This is a genomic window from Ruminococcus sp. (assembly GCF_017549005.1).
GTDB lineage: Bacteria > Bacillota > Clostridia > Oscillospirales > Ruminococcaceae > Ruminococcus.
The window spans coordinates 202,697-223,989 of sequence record NZ_JAFYYT010000003.1; the positions used below are offsets into that span (position 1 = coordinate 202,697).

General features: G+C 41.2%; 18 protein-coding genes. 10 read left to right on the plus strand and 8 right to left on the minus strand.

Annotation, left to right across the window (positions count from 1 at the left end; genetic code table 11):
- Together IKW96_RS02300 and IKW96_RS02305 are read right to left on the minus strand one after the other, a co-directional pair.
- Positions 1–564, minus strand: coding sequence for a sigma-70 family RNA polymerase sigma factor (locus IKW96_RS02300; RefSeq protein ID WP_296569837.1), 564 nt, complete (start codon positions 562–564; stop codon positions 1–3).
- 146 nt (positions 565–710) lie between these two features.
- The gene (locus tag IKW96_RS02305; protein WP_296569840.1) at positions 711–1,835 is read right to left on the minus strand and encodes a DUF4349 domain-containing protein; all 1,125 of its coding nucleotides are present in this window, start codon (positions 1,833–1,835) and stop codon (positions 711–713) included.
- Positions 1,836–2,436: 601 nt separating this feature from the next.
- On the opposite strand from IKW96_RS02305, the gene IKW96_RS02310 reads away from it, so the two are divergent.
- From IKW96_RS02310 to IKW96_RS02330, 5 genes are read left to right on the plus strand one after another with little or no spacing between them, the layout of a single operon-like run.
- Complete coding sequence (locus IKW96_RS02310; protein WP_296569842.1) at positions 2,437–2,808, plus strand: GntR family transcriptional regulator; 372 nt, start codon at positions 2,437–2,439, stop codon at positions 2,806–2,808.
- Positions 2,809–2,811: 3 nt separating this feature from the next.
- Positions 2,812–3,696: an ABC transporter ATP-binding protein gene (locus IKW96_RS02315; RefSeq protein WP_296569844.1), complete on the plus strand. Its 885-nt coding sequence runs from the start codon at positions 2,812–2,814 to the stop codon at positions 3,694–3,696.
- Entirely contained in the window at positions 3,665–4,378 is a 714-nt protein-coding gene (locus IKW96_RS02320; protein WP_296569847.1) for a hypothetical protein, read from the plus strand. Before IKW96_RS02315 ends, IKW96_RS02320 begins: the two co-directional genes overlap by 32 nt.
- 11 nt (positions 4,379–4,389) lie before the next feature.
- Positions 4,390–5,169, plus strand: a complete 780-nt coding sequence (locus IKW96_RS02325) for an ABC-2 transporter permease (protein WP_296569849.1) — start codon at positions 4,390–4,392, stop codon at positions 5,167–5,169.
- Between the two features lie 14 nt (positions 5,170–5,183).
- The gene (locus IKW96_RS02330) at positions 5,184–7,109 is read left to right on the plus strand and encodes a serine hydrolase (RefSeq protein ID WP_296569851.1); all 1,926 of its coding nucleotides are present in this window, start codon (positions 5,184–5,186) and stop codon (positions 7,107–7,109) included.
- A gap of 539 nt (positions 7,110–7,648) precedes the next feature.
- On the opposite strand, the gene IKW96_RS02335 is transcribed toward IKW96_RS02330, so the two are convergent.
- Positions 7,649–8,815, minus strand: coding sequence for an ABC transporter permease (locus IKW96_RS02335; RefSeq protein ID WP_296569853.1), 1,167 nt, complete (start codon positions 8,813–8,815; stop codon positions 7,649–7,651).
- A gap of 2 nt (positions 8,816–8,817) precedes the next feature.
- Complete coding sequence (locus tag IKW96_RS02340) at positions 8,818–9,597, minus strand: ABC transporter ATP-binding protein (RefSeq protein ID WP_296569856.1); 780 nt, start codon at positions 9,595–9,597, stop codon at positions 8,818–8,820.
- A 351-nt stretch (positions 9,598–9,948) separates the two neighbouring features.
- Here IKW96_RS02340 and IKW96_RS02345 point away from each other — a divergent pair, with 351 nt between their 5' ends.
- Both IKW96_RS02345 and IKW96_RS02350 read left to right on the plus strand, forming a co-directional pair.
- Positions 9,949–10,194, plus strand: coding sequence for a hypothetical protein (locus IKW96_RS02345; RefSeq protein WP_296569858.1), 246 nt, complete (start codon positions 9,949–9,951; stop codon positions 10,192–10,194).
- A gap of 468 nt (positions 10,195–10,662) precedes the next feature.
- Entirely contained in the window at positions 10,663–13,017 is a 2,355-nt protein-coding gene (locus IKW96_RS02350; RefSeq protein ID WP_296569860.1) for a dockerin type I repeat-containing protein, read from the plus strand.
- Between the two features lie 49 nt (positions 13,018–13,066).
- Here the strand turns inward: IKW96_RS02350 and IKW96_RS02355 are convergent, their stop codons facing one another.
- The 3 genes from IKW96_RS02355 to IKW96_RS02365 all read right to left on the minus strand — a co-directional run bounded on the left by IKW96_RS02355 (position 13,067) and on the right by IKW96_RS02365 (position 15,469).
- Positions 13,067–14,131, minus strand: coding sequence for a dockerin type I domain-containing protein (locus tag IKW96_RS02355; protein ID WP_296569862.1), 1,065 nt, complete (start codon positions 14,129–14,131; stop codon positions 13,067–13,069).
- Between the two features lie 217 nt (positions 14,132–14,348).
- Complete coding sequence (locus IKW96_RS02360) at positions 14,349–15,233, minus strand: dockerin type I domain-containing protein (RefSeq protein WP_296569864.1); 885 nt, start codon at positions 15,231–15,233, stop codon at positions 14,349–14,351.
- 14 nt (positions 15,234–15,247) lie between these two features.
- The gene (locus tag IKW96_RS02365) at positions 15,248–15,469 is read right to left on the minus strand and encodes a hypothetical protein (RefSeq protein ID WP_296569867.1); all 222 of its coding nucleotides are present in this window, start codon (positions 15,467–15,469) and stop codon (positions 15,248–15,250) included.
- 295 nt (positions 15,470–15,764) lie between these two features.
- On the opposite strand from IKW96_RS02365, the gene IKW96_RS02370 reads away from it, so the two are divergent.
- Both IKW96_RS02370 and IKW96_RS02375 read left to right on the plus strand, forming a co-directional pair.
- Complete coding sequence (locus IKW96_RS02370; protein WP_296569869.1) at positions 15,765–16,676, plus strand: transglutaminase-like domain-containing protein; 912 nt, start codon at positions 15,765–15,767, stop codon at positions 16,674–16,676.
- A 145-nt stretch (positions 16,677–16,821) separates the two neighbouring features.
- The gene (locus tag IKW96_RS02375) at positions 16,822–17,874 is read left to right on the plus strand and encodes a hypothetical protein (protein ID WP_296569871.1); all 1,053 of its coding nucleotides are present in this window, start codon (positions 16,822–16,824) and stop codon (positions 17,872–17,874) included.
- A gap of 328 nt (positions 17,875–18,202) precedes the next feature.
- Here the strand turns inward: IKW96_RS02375 and IKW96_RS02380 are convergent, their stop codons facing one another.
- Positions 18,203–18,946 carry a hypothetical protein gene (locus IKW96_RS02380; RefSeq protein ID WP_296569873.1) on the minus strand — a complete coding sequence of 248 codons (744 nt, stop codon included), beginning with the start codon at positions 18,944–18,946 and terminating at the stop codon, positions 18,203–18,205.
- Between the two features lie 712 nt (positions 18,947–19,658).
- Between IKW96_RS02380 and IKW96_RS02385 the strand changes: the two genes are divergently transcribed.
- Complete coding sequence (locus IKW96_RS02385) at positions 19,659–20,927, plus strand: hypothetical protein (RefSeq protein ID WP_296569875.1); 1,269 nt, start codon at positions 19,659–19,661, stop codon at positions 20,925–20,927.
- Positions 20,928–21,293 lie beyond the last annotated feature (366 nt).

Sequence of the window (21,293 nt, forward strand, 5' to 3'; positions counted from 1 at the left end):
TTATAAAGAGATATCCGCTTTTTCAAGCATTTCTTTCAGCTTCCTGACGGCACGTCCGCTGCGGACACGGATATTTTCGGGTGTGAGCCCCACTATATCGGCTATTTCCCGTGCGCTGCGCCCGTAGTAGTATTTCTGTATGATTATGGAGGAATCGGGCTCGCCAAGTCCTGCTATCAGGCTGAGTATTACTCTGCGCTGTTCATTAAGAGCGGTTTCGCTCTCCACGTCCTGTTCCGAGCTCAGCTGTTCTGACAGCTCGTCGTCAATAGAAACGGTTTCAGCGGAGGATATCCTGCTTTTATACAAGGCAGCTGCCTTGCGCCTTGCGATGGTCCCGATAAAGCCTGATATATCACCGTCAATTTCCTTTTCGGTGTCATAATAGCAGTAAACGTCCGCGAAAACGTCGCAAACGCACTCCTCTATGTCCTCGCGGCTCGCACAGCTTCTTAGCCTGTTGAAAACTATGGTGTAAACATAGCCGCAGTAGGCTTCAAAAAGCTCTTTGTGCGCCTTTTCTGAGGATATTTTCAGTTTGCTGCGAAATTCCTTGTGCGTCATTCGCCTCACCGCCTTTATAAATGCATTTATTTTGGCTTTCACTATATCTATTGAAAAAAACGGAGCGAAACATAACATATTTCTGAAAAATTTCCGGTATTAAGTGAGGGTGTGATAAATTTCTTTACCACACCCTCTGAGAAAGGTCACTTATTGTCCTTATTGTCGCTGTTATTGCCGCTGTTATCGCTGCTTGCAGGCGGTGCGGCAGGCGGAGGTGCCTGCGGCGGTACGTTAGGCGGTATCATCTGCGGATTGGGCGGCATAGGAGCTCCCTGCATAATTGGCGGAGCTTGCTGCATTCTCTGCTGATACTTTGCCTTTTTGCGCTTTTCTGCACGCTTGCAGAAGAATTTTATTATCTTCACTATTATGAATATGATGATTCCGAAAACAAGCAGGAACGGAAGCATCCTTATTATGATGAACAGCAGGTTTTCCAGGAAATACAGGAAGCTGTCCCATGTCTTGGTCAATGTGTTCTTCAGGCGCTGTCCGAATGTGTCCGTCCTCTCGACGACCGGCTTGTCGGAGTACTTGCGGACTTCGTTCACGGTGAGATTGATGAAGGAATAAGCAACGTCGTTTTCGATGTTGTTCATACGCGTCTTTATCTTGGCGATCTCGATCTGAATGCTCGTGAGCTCGTTCTCAACGCTGATAGCGTCCTGTTCGTCCTTGATATCGGCAAGGATATCGAGATAGCGCTTTTCCTTTGCTTCATAAATGCTGAGGGTGGTCCTGAGGTCGGAATACTCGGTGGTGAGGTTCTGCACTGAGGAGCTCTTCCTGCGCATATCACCGATGTCCTCGGCATCCTTGCAGAAGTCCTCATAATCGGCGCTTGGTATTCTTATGGTAGTATAAAGAGTCTTCCATTTCTCGTTGTCCGTGTACTGCCATCTGGTGCTGCCTCCGCCGTCATTGTAGTTTTCGCTTTCGATAAAGCCATTGTAGTTGTTGATGAGTTCGTGTATCTTGTCAACGGCCTGATCGAATTCGAGAACATCAATGCTCATGTCGCATGAATAAACGAGCATCTGCTTGTTTATAGCCTTTACTTCCGACTGCTTGTAGCTCATGGAGCTGCTTTCGCCGTTTTCAAATGCTTCCGAATCGGCATAAGCCTCGTCGCTTTTGTAATCTGCAGAGCTGCCTGCCTGATTTGCAAAAGAGTTGGTTTCTGCTCTGTCTGCCGTTTTCATTCCCTCACCGCATGAAGTGAGCAGCATAGTGCCTGCCAGAGCAAGCGGTATTAGTATCTTCCTCATTTTTATTCCTCCTTTATGGGTGGCTTTGTATATATATAATAACATTTTGTTTGTAATAAGTCAACGAATATCTCATAACAATAAGGTTAAAAATCGTTTACAAGCGATAAAGAACTTGTCGTTCCTGTGGGCTTATCCATTGAGTCCTTGCCCTTCATAAGCCTGTTTGATATATATGTGTCTGGCAAAGATACTATTGTTGCATGGAGTTTTCATTTTTGGTATTTCACACAAATTGTGTGGAACGGATTAGTGCATTGCGATGAAAATATTTCAAGTGCCATTTTTGAAGGTCGATTATGAAAGGGGGGAGTATTACAGCTTGTATCTGTTTACATCTGCATCATTATGCTTGAAATAGCTCCTGCAAAATCAATAAAGAACATAAAAGCTGCTGAATATTTGTTATCGCTGCATTATTATCTCAAAATCAATGATATCATCTGATTGGCTCAGGCAATGCTTTTTTTCATAAACAGGCTATATACAGTCATTTGCGGTACGTACATAAATTTTTTACATTCAGGTGTATTGACAAACGAATGAAGGTGTGTTATACTGTATATACGATGATATATACAGTATAACACAGGAGTGCACTATGAAGATAGTTATAAAAAATAAATCTGAACTGCCTATCTACGAACAGATAGAGCAGCAGATAAAGACTCAGATACTTGAAGGCAAGGTCGCAGAAGACGAGCAGCTGCCGTCTATCCGCCAGCTTGCAAGAGATCTGAAAATAAGCGTTATCACCACCACAAGAGTATACAACGACCTTGCTGAGGAGGGCTTTATAATCTCTGTTACAGGCAAAGGATATTTCGTTGCGCCAAGCAACAACGAGCTTCTCCGCGAGCGTATGCTCTGCGAAATGGAGGAAGGCTTCGAGAAAGCCGTTCTGAACGGCAGAAATGCGGGACTTTCCGATGACGAGATCATCGCCGCGTTAAAAAAATTTATGGAGGAATGATTTATGGAGAACATTCTGGAGATAAAAGGACTCAACAAGGCTTACGACAGCTTTGCACTGAAGGATGTCAACTTTTCCCTGCCCAAGGGCTATATAATGGGATTTGTTGGTGAAAACGGCTCGGGTAAGACCACTACTATCCGTTCCATACTCAATATGGCTAATATAGACAGCGGCAAGATAAGCGTTTTCGGCCTTGACAGCGTTAAAGACACTATCGCCATAAAAGAAAAACTGGGCGTAGTATTTGACAGCCTTTACCTTGCAGAACACCTTACTGCAAAACAGATCGAAAAACAGCTGAAACCCTTCTACAAGGACTGGGACAGCAAGGAGTTCGCAGGCAGACTTAAATCCTTCGGACTCCCTGACAACAAGCGTGTCGGCGAGTTTTCAAAGGGCATGAAAATGAAGTTTATGATAGCTATTGCACTGTCTCACAAGGCTGACTTTATGATACTCGACGAGCCTACAAGCGGTCTTGATCCCGTTGCCCGTGACGAGCTTCTCGATATTCTTGCGGAGTACATCGAAAACGAAAACAGGAGCGTCCTCTTCTCCACACATATCACATCTGATGTGGAGCGTATCGCCGACTACGTTACAATACTCCACAACGGCAGGGTTTGGTTCACGGGAACTAAAGATGAACTCAACGAAAAATATGTTATTCTCAGAGGCGCTGAGGAGGACATCTCCTCTGCACTGCGTGAAAAATGCATAGGCTTCCACGGCTACAGAAACGGATTCGACGCACTTCTCAGCACCGAGTATCTGAGTGAAGTCACCGACAAGCTTGAGACCGAAAAGGCTGATATCGACGAGATACTTGTCTATGTTGCAAAGGAGGACAGACATGAACGAAATGATGAAAATGATAAGGTTTGACCTTATCACCGTCAGCAGGCTCACTGTACCTTATGTAGCCGTATTTGTCGCAGTAAGCATTATAGCCTCACTGTTCGGCCTCACCTTTGGTATCCTTTGTGTAGTAAACTTTGTAATGATCATAGCGCCAATACAGGGAATCAACAATTCAAACTGCAAAAGGCTCTACGGTATGCTGCCTGTACGCAGGAGCGCCGTCATAAAGGCGCTTTTTACTGAAATGTTCGTTACTATGTTCATAGGCGAACTGCTCTCTTTTCTGTGTCTGTTCATATGCAGGGGTTCCTCGCTTTACAAGATACTCCCAGAAAGACTTTCGCATATAGCAAGCAATTTTCACAAATTGCCTGAGAGCAAATATATGAAAATGTATCTGTTTGCTGCTGCGGCATTTGCTTTCTTAACTATTGTCCTCTGTTTTACGCAGATGCGCTCAGAGATAAAAAATATGGAGGCTGCCATACGTGAATTCCTGATAATTGTGGCTGTATTTGCTGCAGTAGCTACAGTCATATCTGTTATGATATACAACGATAAGATTGACGCATTAAAGGATATACTGCTGCCGCGGACTTCGGCAGGAAAATGGCTGTCCATTGCCATACTGAATGCAGTCACCTTAGCAGCAGCTTACATTTTCTGTACGGTCACCGTTAAAAAGGCTTCTGACAAAGAGCTTTAAGGAGGGAAAACATGAAAAAGATAATCGATCTCATCCGAGTCGATCTCATATCGGCAAAGGGCAGGAACAAGGGCAAATTCTTCCTTATTTTCATGCTGACTGCTATGTTTGTAGTCGTTGGAATGCTGACTGAATCCATATTCATGGTATACAGCATCGTTGTAGTGGGAGTTATGCTCGTGCCTTCTATCACAATGGCAGAAAAGACTCATAATACCGGAAAGATATTCACTGTTCTCCCCACTGACAGAAAAAGCATAGTAATTTCCCGTTTTGCTCTGACTACAGTAATATACACCATTTTTTCCGTCATTATCTTTATCCTGTACTTAATAATGGAAAAATTCAGTGATTTCCACACCTCTGTCATTTCTAAGGACATAAGCAACTTATACGAAGTATCAAGCGGTTTCGGTACAGGTATACAGATGAGGGCTATGACGAACTCAATGTTCTGGCTTTTTTTCGCTGTTACGCTCATGGTAATGGCCGGTCAGCACAGGAGATATTTCAAAAAGGGTATTTCAAGCAAGAACAACTCCCTGCTGAGAAGCTTTCTTAAATTCTTAGGCGGAATTGCAATATTCTATGCTGTATCATCTGTCATTCTTCTGATATTCAATATAGATATACTGAAGCCTGCACTTATCGTGTTTGTAAATATGCTCATTGCACTTGCAGCTCCCATGAACGGTCTGCTGCTCAGCATTATACTGATTTTTATCGGCTTCGGCTTCACCCTTTATCAGCTTGTTTGCTCGGTAGTGGACTATGAAGCCCGCGAGCTCTGAGGAGGTGGATATAGATGAAAAGAATACTTCGCAGAACTGCCGCTATCATTGCTGCGGCGGTGCTTACAGTCTGCACTCAGCCATTCAGTGCCTTTGCAGAAGATGAAGACGTTCTTGAATTTCCGTCGGGAGCAACAGTCAGCTCTGTTATAAAAATTCAGGAAAAATGGGACTCACATCGCAACAATATCGAAAGAAGAGACAAATCCAACGCTCGTGTGGAGCTTATTTTCCACGGCGACGAGATACTCTATACCCGTTACTACGGCTGCACAAATATCGAAGAGCACACCCTTGCTGACGAAAACAGCGTGTTTGAATGGGGAAGTATCTCCAAGACCTTTACATGGGTGAGTATCATGCAGCTCTGGGAACAGGGAAAAATTGACCTTGAAGCAGATATACGCACATATCTCCCCGATAACTTTTTCCGCCATCTTAAATACGACGATCCGATTACACTAACGGATATTATGAACCACAAGGGGGGCTGGTGCGAGAAGTTCTACGACTCCACCTCAGAGGACATGGCTGAAATGCCGTCACTTGAAGAAGCTCTCAGAAATACCGAGCCCGCCCAGACCTACCGTCCGGGAGAGGTAGCTTCCTACTCAAACTGGGCAGCTGCTCTTGCAGGACTTATTGTTCAGCGTGTCAGCGGCATGGACTATGTTGAGTACGTACATAAGAATATCTTTGAGCCCCTCGGTATGGAGCATACCTCAGCAGGTCCCGACTTTACCGATAATCCGTGGGTAAGAGAGCAGCGTCTGAAAACGATCTGCTACGAATCATCCTTGCATACAAACTATAAAGAAAATGAAGACGGAACAATAGAGGAAAGGGTAGTAGAAGAATACGAGCCCAAGGGCACCTGCCTGTTCAACGATCAGCTCTACCCCTGCGGCGCCGTAACGGGTACTCTCGGTGACCTCGCAACTTACGCACAGGCTTTCGTCAACGATGACCACCCACTTTTCCGGAATGCCGAAACTCAGGAGAAGCTCCTGTCAGGCTCGTCATTCTACGGAAACACGGATATTCCCGGCTTCAGCTACGGCTTTGACGTCAAGGAATACAATAACACCCGCACTTTCGGACATACAGGTGCTACCTTCGGCTGCGTTGCAAATATGGAATTTGATCCCGTATCAAAGTTCGGAGTCGTAGGCCTTTCAAACTGCGGCGATGATTTCCCAAATTCATTTGGCGGATCTGTTTTCGGCAGATTGAAGCTGAAAAAATATATAGGTGAAAACTACGAAAAAGCAGATATGACACCATACAGCGGATACTATTCAGATACCCGTACCCATGCAGCAGGTATCGGAAAATTCATATTATATATGGACGCATTTTCAATTGACAGTATAAACGCTGCAAAGGTTGCTGATGATGTGTTTTTTGAATATCATTCCGAAGACTATTACGATGATACTATATTTAGCATAGTTGAAAACTCGGACGGCAGACGTGGCCTTGTAAACTGCTGCTCGGAATATCTTGAAATAAAGAATTATATACCTAAGCTCTGTCTCCTTGCAGGCTTCATGCTCTGCGGAGTTGCTTCGCTGTTCATACTCCTTGCAAAGCGGAAGCTCAATAAAGCAGGCAAGGCTGCTCCGCTTTCCTTTGCTCACATCATCACCGCAGGACAGTTTGCAAAGATAATATCACTTGCCGCAATAATATCCATTGTGGTCATTCGCGTGAAAGGAGACAAACACGGTCTCACCAGGACCGAGGGTGCTGTCATCGGAGTTATACAGCTTATTTGTCTGGCATTATGCGGTCTTGCGCTTCTTGCCGCTGCTTACTCATTCATTTCAAAAAAGAAGCTCCCTTACGGAAGAATACGCAGTCTGTCCTGCTTTACAGGCAACCTTATAACCGTATCCGCAATGGTATTCTTTGAGATGTACAACTTCTGGTGCTGCTGACTGTTAAATGCATAGTGCAGTATATAATATTAATAGTAATGTGATGTTTTATTCATGTGAGCCCTGGAATCACGATCAGGCAGCCTGGAAGATCATTTACGATGGAAACAGATCTGTTGGTCTTCAGCTGATCGATGACAAGATCACAGATTAAAAACAATAAGGCTCTCACGGTTCTGATTGTGAGAGCCTTTTGTTTCAGAAAAATAGTTTGTGTAAAGTGGTAAGGATAGCATTCCGGCATACTTCCGAAGGAGATATATGTTTTGAAAGTCATATAGTATATACAGAGGACGGTACTCGCCGTCCTCAAATATATTATGTAGCTGCCTTTCTGCTTGGCAGGAATGTACATACTGTCAAGGCCTTCCGGAGCTTATATTGTTCAAGCTTCAGCTTGCCTTCGGGGTGGCAACCGGATGTATCAGGATAAGGAAAGGTACTATTCCGAACATCCTGAAAGAAAATACAGATAAGTATAAAAAAGCTCCCCTATGCGTATCACACATATATGGGAGCTTTGATGTATGCTGATGATATCAGCCGTTTACGATCTTTTCTCTTCTGAAAAGCTTTCCGATAAATACAATGCCCAACAGAGCAACGGCAATGTTTAAACCGAATGTTATGCCTGCATTTGCCCATGAATAGCTGACCTTGATACCGTCCTGAAGAAGCTTTACTGAATTCCATACAGGAATGAGGTAGTTTGTTGTGCCAAGCTTTTCAACACTTGATGAAAAGCTTTCGGATGAGCACAGTACCGAAGGTATCATAATGACCAGAAGAAGGATAGGCGAAAGAGTTGTTGCCTGTTTTACATCCTTGGCAATTGTAGAGAAGATAAGGAGCACAACTGCAAATACGAATGCGCCAGTTATAACTGCGCCAAGAAGTAATGCATAATCAGCTATGCTGTAGCTTGTGTTTTCGGATATTTTCAATGCCTTTGAGAATTTCGGCAGCGATAATGCCATTCCTAAAAATGCCGAGCAGCTTGCAATGACAGCTACCAGAAGTATAGCAAGAGACTTTCCTGCTGCAAGACTTTCACGCTTAATAGGCGTTATAAGCAGCGTATTGAGGAAGCCCTTTTCCTTGTCGCCTGCGATAGAGTTTGCTGCAAGGTTCATGCAAACCATGTATACAGCCATAAATACCATAAGAGGTATTATTCCGCCGAGAAGATTTCTCATCATTGCTGCCTTGTCAATGAGGTCGTATTCAACATCTGCGGCTTCATTGAATGTAAATATGCGCGGCTGCATTGTGGTGAATACAAACGTGGCCTTGGAATAAAGCTCCATAGATGAATTCTTGTCGGAATTATAGAAAATATCTATATTTGACAGTGAATCTGAATCAGATGCGCCCATTTTGAAATCATCGGGGAATACCATGAGCATATCTGTATCCTTGGATTTGATCTGTGACTTATATTTCTCAATGTCATTATCAGGTGCCGGCTTTATACCAAGTTCTTTCAATGCTGAACTGAACTCGGCAGGAGCATTTATGCTGTAGGCATTGATAGATATGTTATCCTGTGATGCATGCTCCTCACGTGTATTTGACCATGTTGCCGTCATGAGCATACCATAGCCGAATACTATGACAAAGGGCAGCAAGAACATCTGCATCAGGATGGCCTTGTCACTGAAAAATGCCCTTATTTCTTTTTTTGCAACTGTAATAATATCTCTCATGGTCACACCTCATCATTTCCGCCGTTAAGGCTTGTATAGATATCGTAGAATGCGTCCTCAAGAGAGCGTCCCTGCATGAGGTTTTCAAGCGTATCGTCTGCAACTATCTTGCCGTCCATTATCATGGCGGCTCTGTCACAGACCTTTTCTACGAGGTCGAAAAGGTGAGTGGAGATTATTACGCACTTGCCTGATTTTTTCATATCAAGTATGAACTCGCGCACAACGCGGGCAGCGATGATATCCAGTCCGTTTGTAGGTTCGTCAAGAATTACGAACTTCGGATCGTGAATTACGGAAATTACCAGAGATACCTTCTGTCTCTGTCCCTGTGAGAGCTTTGATATCATGGTATCTGCAAACTTATTTATGCCGAACTCGTCAAAGAGTTCCTTTTTGCGCTTATCTGCAGCGTCCTTTGGTATGTGATAAAGCTCCGCGAAGAAGTCAAACATGATGTTTGGTGTGGACTTCATGTCAGGCTTTAAGTCTGTAGTGAGAAATGCCAGCTGTGAGCGTATCTCCTCGGGGGATTTTACAGCGCTCACGTCATTGTAGAGAGCGTCACCGCTGTCGGGAATAAGAAGAGTAGCCAGCATACGCATGGTAGTTGTCTTGCCTGCACCGTTAGGTCCGATAAGTCCGAACACTTCGCCTGATCTTGCGGTAAAACTGATACCGTTGACGGCGACCTTTGTCTTTTCGGTTATACCGAGGGCTTTTCGCTGTTTTTCACTGATAGTGAATGTTTTTACGAGTTTTTCTGCTTTCAGAATTTCCATTTCATCCTCCAATAATTATTGCAGCATATAATGTATACAGCAATATTGATAACAACTCTCATCATGAGTTTATATATACATCATACATATTAGCAACAAGTTTGTCAAGTAGTTAACAAAAAAACATCATTTTTTATTTCAGAGCATATGCGGTTATTGTTTCGGGAATTCTTCAATAGGCATTATGTCCCCTGATACTGTTGAAACATAAGCATGGTATGCAAGTACAGAGGAAGCAACAATAGCGTTTATTATGCCGTTTTTAACGACATATGCGGCACAGCCGTGTCGGAGCCTGTACGTTATCTGTGATATGATCTATGACAGATAACATCAGACATTCATGATACTATGCCGAGGAAAACTAAAGCGTATACGGACTTTGACTGCGTGAATGCAGTCGGTACTCTTATTGCTCCTGGCAGCATAATATCTCACTTCAACAAGCTGTTTGATGCAAACGGTCTTCCGCATATAAAGTTCCATGCACTCCGTCATTCTTGCATAAGTTTCCATGCTAACGATAATAGCTTCTCGATGAAGCAGATACAGGACTATGCAGGACATGTAGACTTCCTTACAACATTCAATGTCTAAAGTCATGCTGATGATTCATCTAAAAAGACTGAGATGGACTTCATTACCAGCTGTTTCACTGAGCTTTTTGACAGCAGCAACGAAGAATAAAACAGTAAGTCTCCGCTAGGGGACTTACTCGTTCATATATATATTCTTGACTTTTGGCGACAGTGCAGTGTATAATATGGATAATATATAAGTTGCTATGATAAATCTGATTTAGCTTAGTACCATGATAGTTCAAAGCTTATGAAAAAATGATATGGAGAGTTCACGCAGTTGAGGGGGATGTATTTTTACATAGGTTACTGAAAGGGGCGTATGCAAAAGACACTTTAGCCCGACAGCGAAAATCCCTGCTTTGCAGTAAACAAAAGTCTTCGAGGCATGGCAGTTGTCTCAATTCTCTTGCCAAATGCCTGAATATAGTGTATAATGAAAAAAGTTCCGTGCATGCCAAAACATAATCAAAGGAGTGATATCATTATGAAAAAAATCATGTCTTTTGCAGCGGCTATGCTGACTGCGGCAGCAGCCATGCCCTGCATACCCAAAGCAGATATTGAACTGAATGTTAAGAACAAACCTCATCTCACATACCTACATTCTCTGGAAGTCGAACAGAAGACTGTGCGGTATATCACTGAGAATAACCTTGATATCGACTTCAACTCAGACGGAAAGTTCGATCATCTTGACTGCTATCTCCTTGATCGATATAACGACTATCCCGGCTCCCATGACTATCTGCCGGAGGATATCAGGACAAAGATAGCTGCCAATGCCGATCTTGACGGTAACGGAAAAGTAGATGAAAAATTGGAAATTATTTGCCATTTTCTCCTATACTGTGATATTGATACATCTTATTTTGCACAGTCAACATATGAAGCATATGATGATGAGCTGGGCATTCGTCACGGTCCAAGCTATAACAGTAACAATTTCAGCATAAATTTTATAGATACACTTAATAACAGGACAATATATCTTGGCGTACATTATCTTTTCCTGCAAAAGATGATCGAGGAGGGAAAAGTCGATCCTGATGTCAATAATGACGGTAAGTTTGACATATCCGATGTTCTGGATTTTGAAATAGCCACAACTTCCGAGCCGTGGATAGGCATACAGGATCCTGATACGGGCATATGGTCATATAAATGTTCTCCCGATAAGAAAATAGAGCTTGATGATGAGATAAAGGCAAGGGCAAAGGCAATAACGTTGGAGCAGAGTAATTACGGATTCATACAGGATTATGATACTTCGGCACTTCTTGACTGCCTTTTCATGACAGAACCTGTTCTTCCCGAATATTCAGATAACATATACTATGAAAAGTTCCATGAGGGAGCGCAGTATTACTATATAGGCGATTATGTCAAGGCTTATCTTGAATACAGTAAAGATGAAAGTATTTCTGTGCCGTCACTGGATGAAATTGAAAAGCAGGCAAGTGAAAAGGAAAAACTTCAAAAGCAGTTCTTCGATGATATAGAATCAGGAAAAATACCTGCTCCTGACCTTAATTTTGACAATAAAATAGACGGAAGAGACCTGCATATTGCCGACCTCTTTCACGGTGACAGGTTATACGGCAGAACAGCTGAGGAAAGCAAGCTTACAAAGGAAGAATATGATAATCTGGATCAAAACTGCGATTACAACAATAATGGCATAAGCGGTGATGACGATGATCTGGAATTGATCAGTACCTACATTCTTAATTCTGTCATTGAAAGAACAAATGCAATGGCAACTGACAGTACAGGTGAATTTTACAAGGAATATGCAGATGCGCTTTTCGCAAAGGAAATGGATCCGGATAATAATATTGATGTATTTGCTCCTTTCCGTCTTTATGATGATAAATACGAAAATTTTGTATTTCCGACTTTAGAAGATCATTATAAAAACTATTTGGCAGGAGTTGCATCAAAGATGAAATCTGCGCCTGACATTGACGGAAACGGAACAGTCGATGAACTTGATAAAATGTATGCAGAGTCATATGTAACTTACCTTCAAACCGGGAAAATGGGAGATACTGAGATACCTGACGATGTTCTTGAAAGAATAAAGAACGAATGCGATTTCACAAGTGACGGCAACAGCGGTCTGTTGTATGATATGCAGGTTGCTGCGCTCTATATCGACAGAGTAGTGCTCAAAAAGAGTGATCAGGGTACTGAGGAGACCTCTTCGCAGCCGGATCCGGAGCTTACAGAAAAGCTTTCAGGTGATACAAACTGCGATGGCGAGATAAATATGGCAGATGCAGTACTTATCATGCAGGCTCTTGCAAATCCCAATAAATACGGAATAAACGGTACAGACGAGAATCACCTTACCGAACAGGGCAAACTCAACGGTGATATGAACGGCGACGGACTTACTGTCGGCGACGCACAGGCGATACAGTATAAACTGCTTGGTATCAAGGAAGAAAAAAGTGAAGTTAAACCTGAATTGAGTGATATCGTATCAATCAAGACAAGATATAATCCTGTAATGAGCGACTGGTCGGGACTTGGCATACTGCTTGAAATTGATCCTCCTGGATATCCTGTTACACTGACAGCTAACGCCGGTTACTTTGCAGACTGTTATCTCAACAGTGAAAGTGAAGCTGTTATTGTTTCCGGAAATACCTGCGATATAAAAAACTGCGGCTATGTATTATGGTCGCCCGATGATCAGTGTTATCAGAACGACTGTTATATCGAGATACTGGTTGAGGGAACAGAAGGTGACAAGCGTATCCAGCTTGGGAAAATATACATTTATGAGACAGCAGGACTCGGTTTTAGTGCTACGCTTGAAAAGGGAGCGATTTGATCTGTATAATAATGAAAAAGGAGGACTTCGGTCCTCCTTTTTTGCAAGTTTAAGTCTTTATGTATTCCTCTAAAGGCATTATATCATCTTTAGCTGTAGAGAGATATGCATAGTAGGAAAGTATTTTCGATGCGTCAACAGCGTCTATGAAGCCGTCGTGATTTACATCAGCGGCAAGCTTCTGACCTGCTGTAAAGGTACTGAACCGGGCAGATGAGACTATTGCGTAATATTCAAGAACAGATGAAGCGTCCACTGCATTTATGAGACCGTCGTTGTTGACGTCACCAAGCTTATATTCGGGATTGGGAACAGGAGGCGCTGTTGTCACAGCAGTGGTGGTTGTTGTTTTAGTTGAAGTAGTAGTTGAGGTGGTCGTTGTCGTAGTTTGCTTCTCGCCGTTGATCTTGAGGTAGCCGTTATATATGCCCTTTGTGAAAACGTAGGTCATCTGAAGTCTTCCCGCCTCGTCCTGCTGCGAATTGATAAACATATCTGGTACTATACCGTCATCAACGTACGAAATACCGATGGGATAGACATCACCCTGTTCTGCATCTTCGGGAATTATAAAGTCAATGGTGAATAAACTGGCGTTATCCAGCAGGATATTCTCATCTGAATATGCATAAAACGCCAGCTGACCTTCCTCCACCATTGAAGAACCTGTTGTGAAGCTTTTTACAGCTTTGCCGGAATTAACGAATTCACCGTTTGAGTTTTCTTTGACGGTAAGTCTGGTATCATAAAAAATGTGGAACTTAATCAGGCTTACAGGCTCGGTTGCTCCTCTCACACTGAAGTATACACGCTGCACCTTGCCGTTGGCATAGCCGGCATCAAATCCTATCTTGTCAAAAAAGAGCATAATACCGCCATTATAATCCTTAGGTCTTATGGTCGGGACATTCCATTTCACAGGCTGTACCCAGCGTGAACCGTCGTAGGGGACTTCCATATCGTCCTGCTTGTTGCACGGATTGTAGGAACTATCATAAGAGGTGACTGCCGATACAGCAGCAGATGGAGCTGAGGCTGTAGCTGCTGCGGGAAGCGTATAACATGAAACTGACAGCAGCACAGAAGCGGCAATCATGATCCTTTTTAGTTTCATATCTAAACTCCTTTGCATAAATCATAAACGAAGTGTTTTATGAACATTATATCACATGAATCGGAAAATATCAAGAAATAAGGTTCTCTTTGCGGTATATATTCAAAAAAAGGGCCGTTGTGTTGTTGTTCTTGGTGAAGTCATAGTGCCTGCAAGAGGAGGTATACATAAAGCAAAACCGCCCGTGAAAAGGGCGGTAGCTAATCTAAATATATTCTTACTTCTTCATGTATTCTTCCATTGATATCGGAGCTTCTTTTGTAGTAGAGGAGTAAGCGTAGTAAGCAAGTATATTAGATGCATCAACAGCATTGATCATTTTGTCATGATTAACATCAGCTGAAAGCTTCTGATCTTCAGTGTATTCGCCGATTTGATTCGTAGAAATACGGGCATAATATGCAAGTACCTTTGAAGCGTCTACTGCGTTAATATATCCGTCAGCGTTTACATCTCCAAGTGTTTCAATTTCTATAGTTTCGATTTTGCTGCCAGGAGCAGGACCGTGACGGAAAGTTATTCCGCTGTAAACAAGAGGATTCTGCTCAGTCCACACAGATATGAGCTGATACAATCTTACAATTGCATCCTCATCAGTAATAGAAGGATCTATCTCAACATCTATTGATGCGAGTTTTACGTAAATATCCTTAGCATTACCGTCAGCATCGATTTCAGACTTTTTATAGAATGCAAAATCATTATTTTCAGCATTGATTCTGTAATATTTTTCTGGCATATTCAGTTCTGATGTGATCTTCTCAAAGTCATAATCATAATAGTTTTTACTTTTCATATCACTTGAATTTTCGCTTTCAAGCAGATCGGTCACGCCTTTGAGCATATAGTCTTTTGGCATAACTGCTACCCATTTTCCGCGTCTGATTTCGAGTATTGATTTAGCTGATTCTTTGCTTATATATGTCAGATCATTCTTTGAACAATACTGCTCAAGTTCATTTTCCTCTAAAGCATATAGTTCCTCAAATGTCATTGATCCTGATGAAGCAGCAGCCGATATTGGTGATTTGACGGAAAGTATGGCTGTTCCAAACGGAAGCATTGCACACATCAAAGCTGCTATTATTCTTTTACAATTCATAGTATACCTCCTGTCTATTCAACATCTAAGAATTTCTCAATAACGACCATAATCTCCTCAAGGCGCTTACCGCCGATACCTTTGATCTTACTGAGTTCTGACTCAAGAGCCGGGAGGTCTATGGTTTTGCCTTGTTCTCCGAGAAGCTGGTCACCATATCGAAGAATGAACTTTGTAAGCTCCGCTCGTTTCATCTTCTTATATGTATATCTGTCAATAATTTCTCGATTTGCCATATGTTACTTCTTTGTCAATTCTCTTGTCACCAATTATAGCATAATACCGATATAATGTCAATACATAAAACAGAACCGCCCATGAAGGGCGGCACTTAATTGAAATTCTAAGCCATAGTATTTTTGATATAAAGGCGGTAGTAATCTGGTGTATAAAAGAAGAATCATTGTTCATACCGCAACCGCAGGGGCGTGTATAGGTATTCTTGACTTTGGGCGCTGGAAAAGTTATAATATGAAGAGTGCACCGATTACTGTATAAAGCAGAATTTAAACTATTAATATGAGGAATGTAATGAAAGAGAAATTAAAAAACAATAAAACAAAAATTGCGATCATTGTTTTAAGCATATTGCTTGTATCAAGTATAGGCTTGAACATTTATGCATATGCAGGTACAGATTCTGAAGAAGCTCCGCTTTTCTGGCTTCAGTCTGAGGAATTTGTCGAAGAGACCATAAACGGCATCTTAAAAAATTCCAAGGATTTCAGAGACGGAGAAAAAATAGTCTTTGAGTATGATTTCGACAATAAGGAATATGATACCCTGCTTGAAAAATATCATCTTAAAGAAACTGCAGGTGAGGGAAGCGAGTTTGCTAAGGCAAAAAATCTTATGCATGAGTATGCGGGACGTATCAGACATAACAGTACAGCTAAGGTGCTCCCCGAAAACATGAATGCAGAATATCTGCTTGCTGCATATCTGGATAATAAAAAAGAAGGAACGTACTGCAAGGCGAAAGCTCAGATACTGAACGAGATGTGTTTAGCTCTCGGTATCTATGCAAGAAAGCTATGGATAGAATCTTTATCTGTTTATGAAAATGAATGTCATGTAGTAAATGAAGTGTGGGATTCTGAGTATGAGAAATGGATAATGCTGGATATTTCCAATGATCTTTATTGGGTCGATGAAAATGCTGCACCGTTATCAGTGCTCGAAATAAGAGATAAGATAATAAACAATGAATTCTGCACACCCGTTATTTCAGATGATGATTTGAAGGATCTGCAAAAGAGCCGTGAAGCGTATGAATATTATTATGCATACTATGTTAAGAATCTGGCAGTGCTTGAATATATGGATAGATATACCGTCGGAGAAACTCAAGGATTCTGCCTTATGCCTGTGAATTATACAGCTGAGGAAGATGAGATAAGACTGATATCAAGAGACTCTGTTGAGGCGAGTCCGATAAGGTAAATAAGAATGATACAGAAAGTCACCGCACTCGCGGGGACTTGTCCGTATAGCAACATGAATTACATTCATACTCTTGACTTAAAAAAACAAAGTGATAAAGTATTGTTATAACAAAATAGTTTCAAATCAGAAAAAGAGGTGTTTTATGGCTTATACAAGAAAAGATCATCCTATAAATTCTGCTGATTTTTACCCGCTTGCCAAAGCTGAAATTGATTATATACGCAGGTGTAAGGTCAGCCGCTTGATTCCGTTCATAATAGCAAGCATTGTAATAATATCTGTAACTTTCTTTATATATATCATGTCAGGGAGCAATTTCAGTTCGGGTTTTATTCCTTTTCTGGTATTCAGCTCTGTTGGCTGGATATGTCTGATAGTATCTGTTTGTCAGATATTCCGCTGTCCTGTCGGAGGACGCTATGCGACCATTGTATCCTGCTATGCAACACAGGAAACGACAGGGGGCAGTGGGGATGAAACCACAAATACAACACATTACTTTACTGTAAAATTTGATGATACAGGCGCTGAGATAAGGAATTTTACAGGCTCTATGTATGCAAAGGTCTTCCAAACAGGATCAAGGGTGTTGGTGGTAAAAAACAAGATCAGCAACTACGATGTTTTTCCTGCTGAGCCGCTTATTTCTTCAGGTATATACTCTGCCCCGATCATGCCGCCTGAGGAGACTGAACAACGGTTGTACGAAAGCAGAGCAAAAACAGCGTTTATAGACAGCATCAGCTTTTATCAGCTTTCGGAGGCTGATGTTGATTCCATAAAGACTCTCAGAAAGAAACAGTTCAAAACTCTGCTTATTATTATTGCCGCTATGGATCTGGTATCGGTGATAGTCACGGCGGTATTTCACGGTATGTCTTTGATTATCATGCTTGCCATACTGATCATATCCTCATTTGTGATCGGATACTTATTCAAAAAGCTTCTGACGGGCGATCCGAGAGAAGAATATTCGGCAAGACACGTTATAATAAAAGGCAGGAGATCAGAAAGCGTTATGTATTCATCCGGCGAGAGCAGCAATACCTATTTCTATACTCTTGAAACATCGGATACACATGAAATCCTGAGCGATATAAGTCTCAATGACAAGGAAGCTCTTGTTCGCAGTAAGGGCACTGAGGTCATACTTGTAAAAGATAAAAAAGGAATGTATAAGATTTTCAACATCTGATCGCTGATCATTAAAACCAACTTATCTTTAGGGCGGCGGATATCCGGCAAGCTATGCATTCTTGACTTTGATTATAGTATGGATATTAAGTAGGTTACTATGATAAATCTAAATTAAATTTTAGTTTTTGGCAATGTATGGCTAAGTTGCGTAAACGATGATATATTGCGAAGTATCCAAGTTATTCTATAATCATTTTGGGCAACATTTTGCAGACTAAGGTAGCTTTGTTGACCAATTGTTGCCCCAAATAATAATGAAATGACAGTCGAATATTCAATAACGGGACAGATGCATTCATTACACATCTGTCCCGTTTGTCTTATTATTAATTAACTCCATATTTATCAAGATTGATTTCTTCTCTTTCACATACTATTTTGTCATTATCCATTTTATATACTGAAAACGACGTATTGGTATAGCTTAAATTCTCATCTACAAATAGACCTATGTCAAATTCCATTTGATTATCATCATAAAAATCAGTATAGTTATCAAAGGTAATGGAATCAAAATCCCTATCATAAATCACTGTTATTCTTGTATTACCATAAATGCCTTTCTGATATAGCCATTTATAATAATCAACTGTGAAATGCTTAAACTTTTCCGCATTACATAGCTCATCTGAAATAAATATTTGATTTTGTCCGTGAATTTTACAGTCATAAAAAACATCATTCATTTCACTGATATCTTCATAATCACATTCAAAATGGCTGATGAATACAACAGCTTTGTCTGAACGAAAATAATCCTGAACGAAGTCATTATACATCTTTTCAAACTTATCTCTTAGAGTAGCACTGACATAATCGTCTGTAAATTCTCCCTTATCATTTGTTCTGACTGTTACGTAGTTCCTTCCGCCGTCTGTGCCGAGCTCCTTCGAATATGCAAAAAACTGTTCTTTTTCCATTAGTCCCGCAGGAATATATCCCGCATACTCGAACTCCATACCGTATTTATCATCAAGATATTTCTTCATTTCATACATACGGCGTATTGCTATCTTCTGCGAAACATCTAGCTCGTCATATTCTGTCGGCAGTCCCTGTGCTTCAAGCACTTTCTTCTGCCAGTCGTTGAGGGATTCATTAATATTTTCGGTCTGAGAAGTACTTGTTCCCGTATGTTGTGATGTCTGAGTTGTTGTTTTACTACATGAACTACAACACATTATTGCTGTGACAATCGCAGCAAATATTGTAATAATTTTTTCATTGATATCACTCCTCTTTCAAAAGTATAACATTTCTGCTACGGACTTGAAAGAGGTCATTTGTCACATCCTTAAATCAGATAGCAGCTTCTTTTTGGAGGAATTTAATTTTATATTTGCCTCGCAGAGCGCACATACCATGAAAATGGTATATAAGTGCGCCCTTAAGTCAGGGAAAGAAAAAAGTAGCATCATAGTATAATATAGAGCGATGAAACTGCGTTCTTAGCATTCTTGTCATCACTGCTTTTATCAAGAATTGAGTAAAAATAGGAGAGTGAAGATAAGCTGCAAGTCGCAATTCCGTTAGTTGTTTCAGCTATGATACTGCTTTTGCATATGTTCTGCACAAATCTGTTCCAAGGCAGAAGTTCCTCAAATATAAAGACTTTCAGGTCATATATACTTGACTTTGAAGTGCTCATATGTTATAATTTGCTCGTATTAGGCAACCGCTTTACAGCAGTTGCCGCGTAAACCCTTTATTTAAAGGCAAATCTGCGAATCACACTAATATACATGATTTGAAAGAAATAATAACAAAGAGGCGGTGATTTCTATGGCAGATGTAAAGGAGTACAAATGCCCATCATGTGGAGCTCCGATGCGTTTTGATATCAATAGGCAACGCATGGTCTGTAACTTTTGCTCAAAAGGTTTCAGCCTTGAATATATACGGTCGCATTTCTTCAATGAAGTGGCAGATGAAAACCAATCCGACTTTGACTGGGTTGACAGGACAAAATATGTATGGGAACCCGATATGCTCGAGGAGCTTGCGGAGTATACATGTTCCTCATGCGGCGGAAACATCATAACCAAGAATAACTCAGCTTCTGCCAGATGTCCTTTCTGCAATCATGACTTAATCATTTCTTCTAATTTTTCCGGTGATCTGCGTCCCGACAGGGTCATACCTTTCAGGGTCGGAGCTGAAGAATTTGCGGAAAAGTACAGACAAAACATCGCAAGATATGCCCCAAAGGCTTTCAGAGATCCTTCGGTAACGGATAATATTGTCGGATGTTATATACCAATATGGCTTTATAGCTGTGTCTGTGACACATACGGAGATCATTCTAACAAACGCTCCTTTAAAGTAACGGATTTCCCAGTTCTCGGAACAGATATAAAAAAGGATGTTTTCTATTCTGTTGCTCCTTTTTGGTTCAATCATTCGGTAAAATTTACCGAATCCTGCCTTACCGGCTTTTACGCAAGCAGATACTCCATAAGAGCCGAGCATGCAATGGAATTTGCAGACGAAGAAGTAAAAAAAAGTTGTTGTTTACAAAGAGTCGGCGCACTGGATAGTGTGTGTCGTTTTCCCGACTCCTTCGACGTAAATGCACACAGCAAGATAAGAAATCAGAAGCTGACCTATTACCTTGTGCCGATATGGTTTATGAATTTTAAATACAAAAGAAAAGAATATACAATTGCCATGAACGGTCAGACAGGCAAACTGGCTTCTCCTGATGTGCCGTTCAGTTACAAGGGTAAGCTGGTTTATGGGTTGATTTTTGCCTTTTTTGAGTTGCTGACCTTTGTGCTTTGGTATTCATTTCTTAAGATTGGCAGCACGTTTTCAGACGCCTTGGTGTATGCAATAATATTTACCATGATGTGCACGTTGTTGCCTTATATGGCAACGGAGGGGATATGGTCGAAAATCTCCTATAAATATATCGGAGGAATTAGAAGCACACCAAAATACTACTATAATGTTCAAAAGCACTATGATAAAAAGGCCAAATTAAAAATGAAAAAAAATAATGGCGGGCAGGCGGACGTAAGTCGTACTTCTGCCGACAAAAAGCATCTTTGAAATTGTCAAGAATTCTCAGATGAATCATATTTTAATACTTTCTGAGTATTCTGAATATAAGGTACAGAATCAATCAAAACTAACCGTTAAAATATAAACGTCAAATAAAGCGCGTCACATAAGATACAAAATTACCCTCGCCATAGGCGAGGGTAAACTTTATCAATTCTGATAAACTGTACATGATCTCAGCTTTATAAAAAAGAAGTCCTCGGGAAAAAGTAATTTTCATCTGAACTTGAAAAATGATGTATTTGGTGTATTCGATGTATTCATATACGGTGTTAAGCCGTTTTCGGATACATACTGAATACATCGGAATACATCGCCGCTGTATCAGATGTATTTTTGAAGTGTCGGATTACA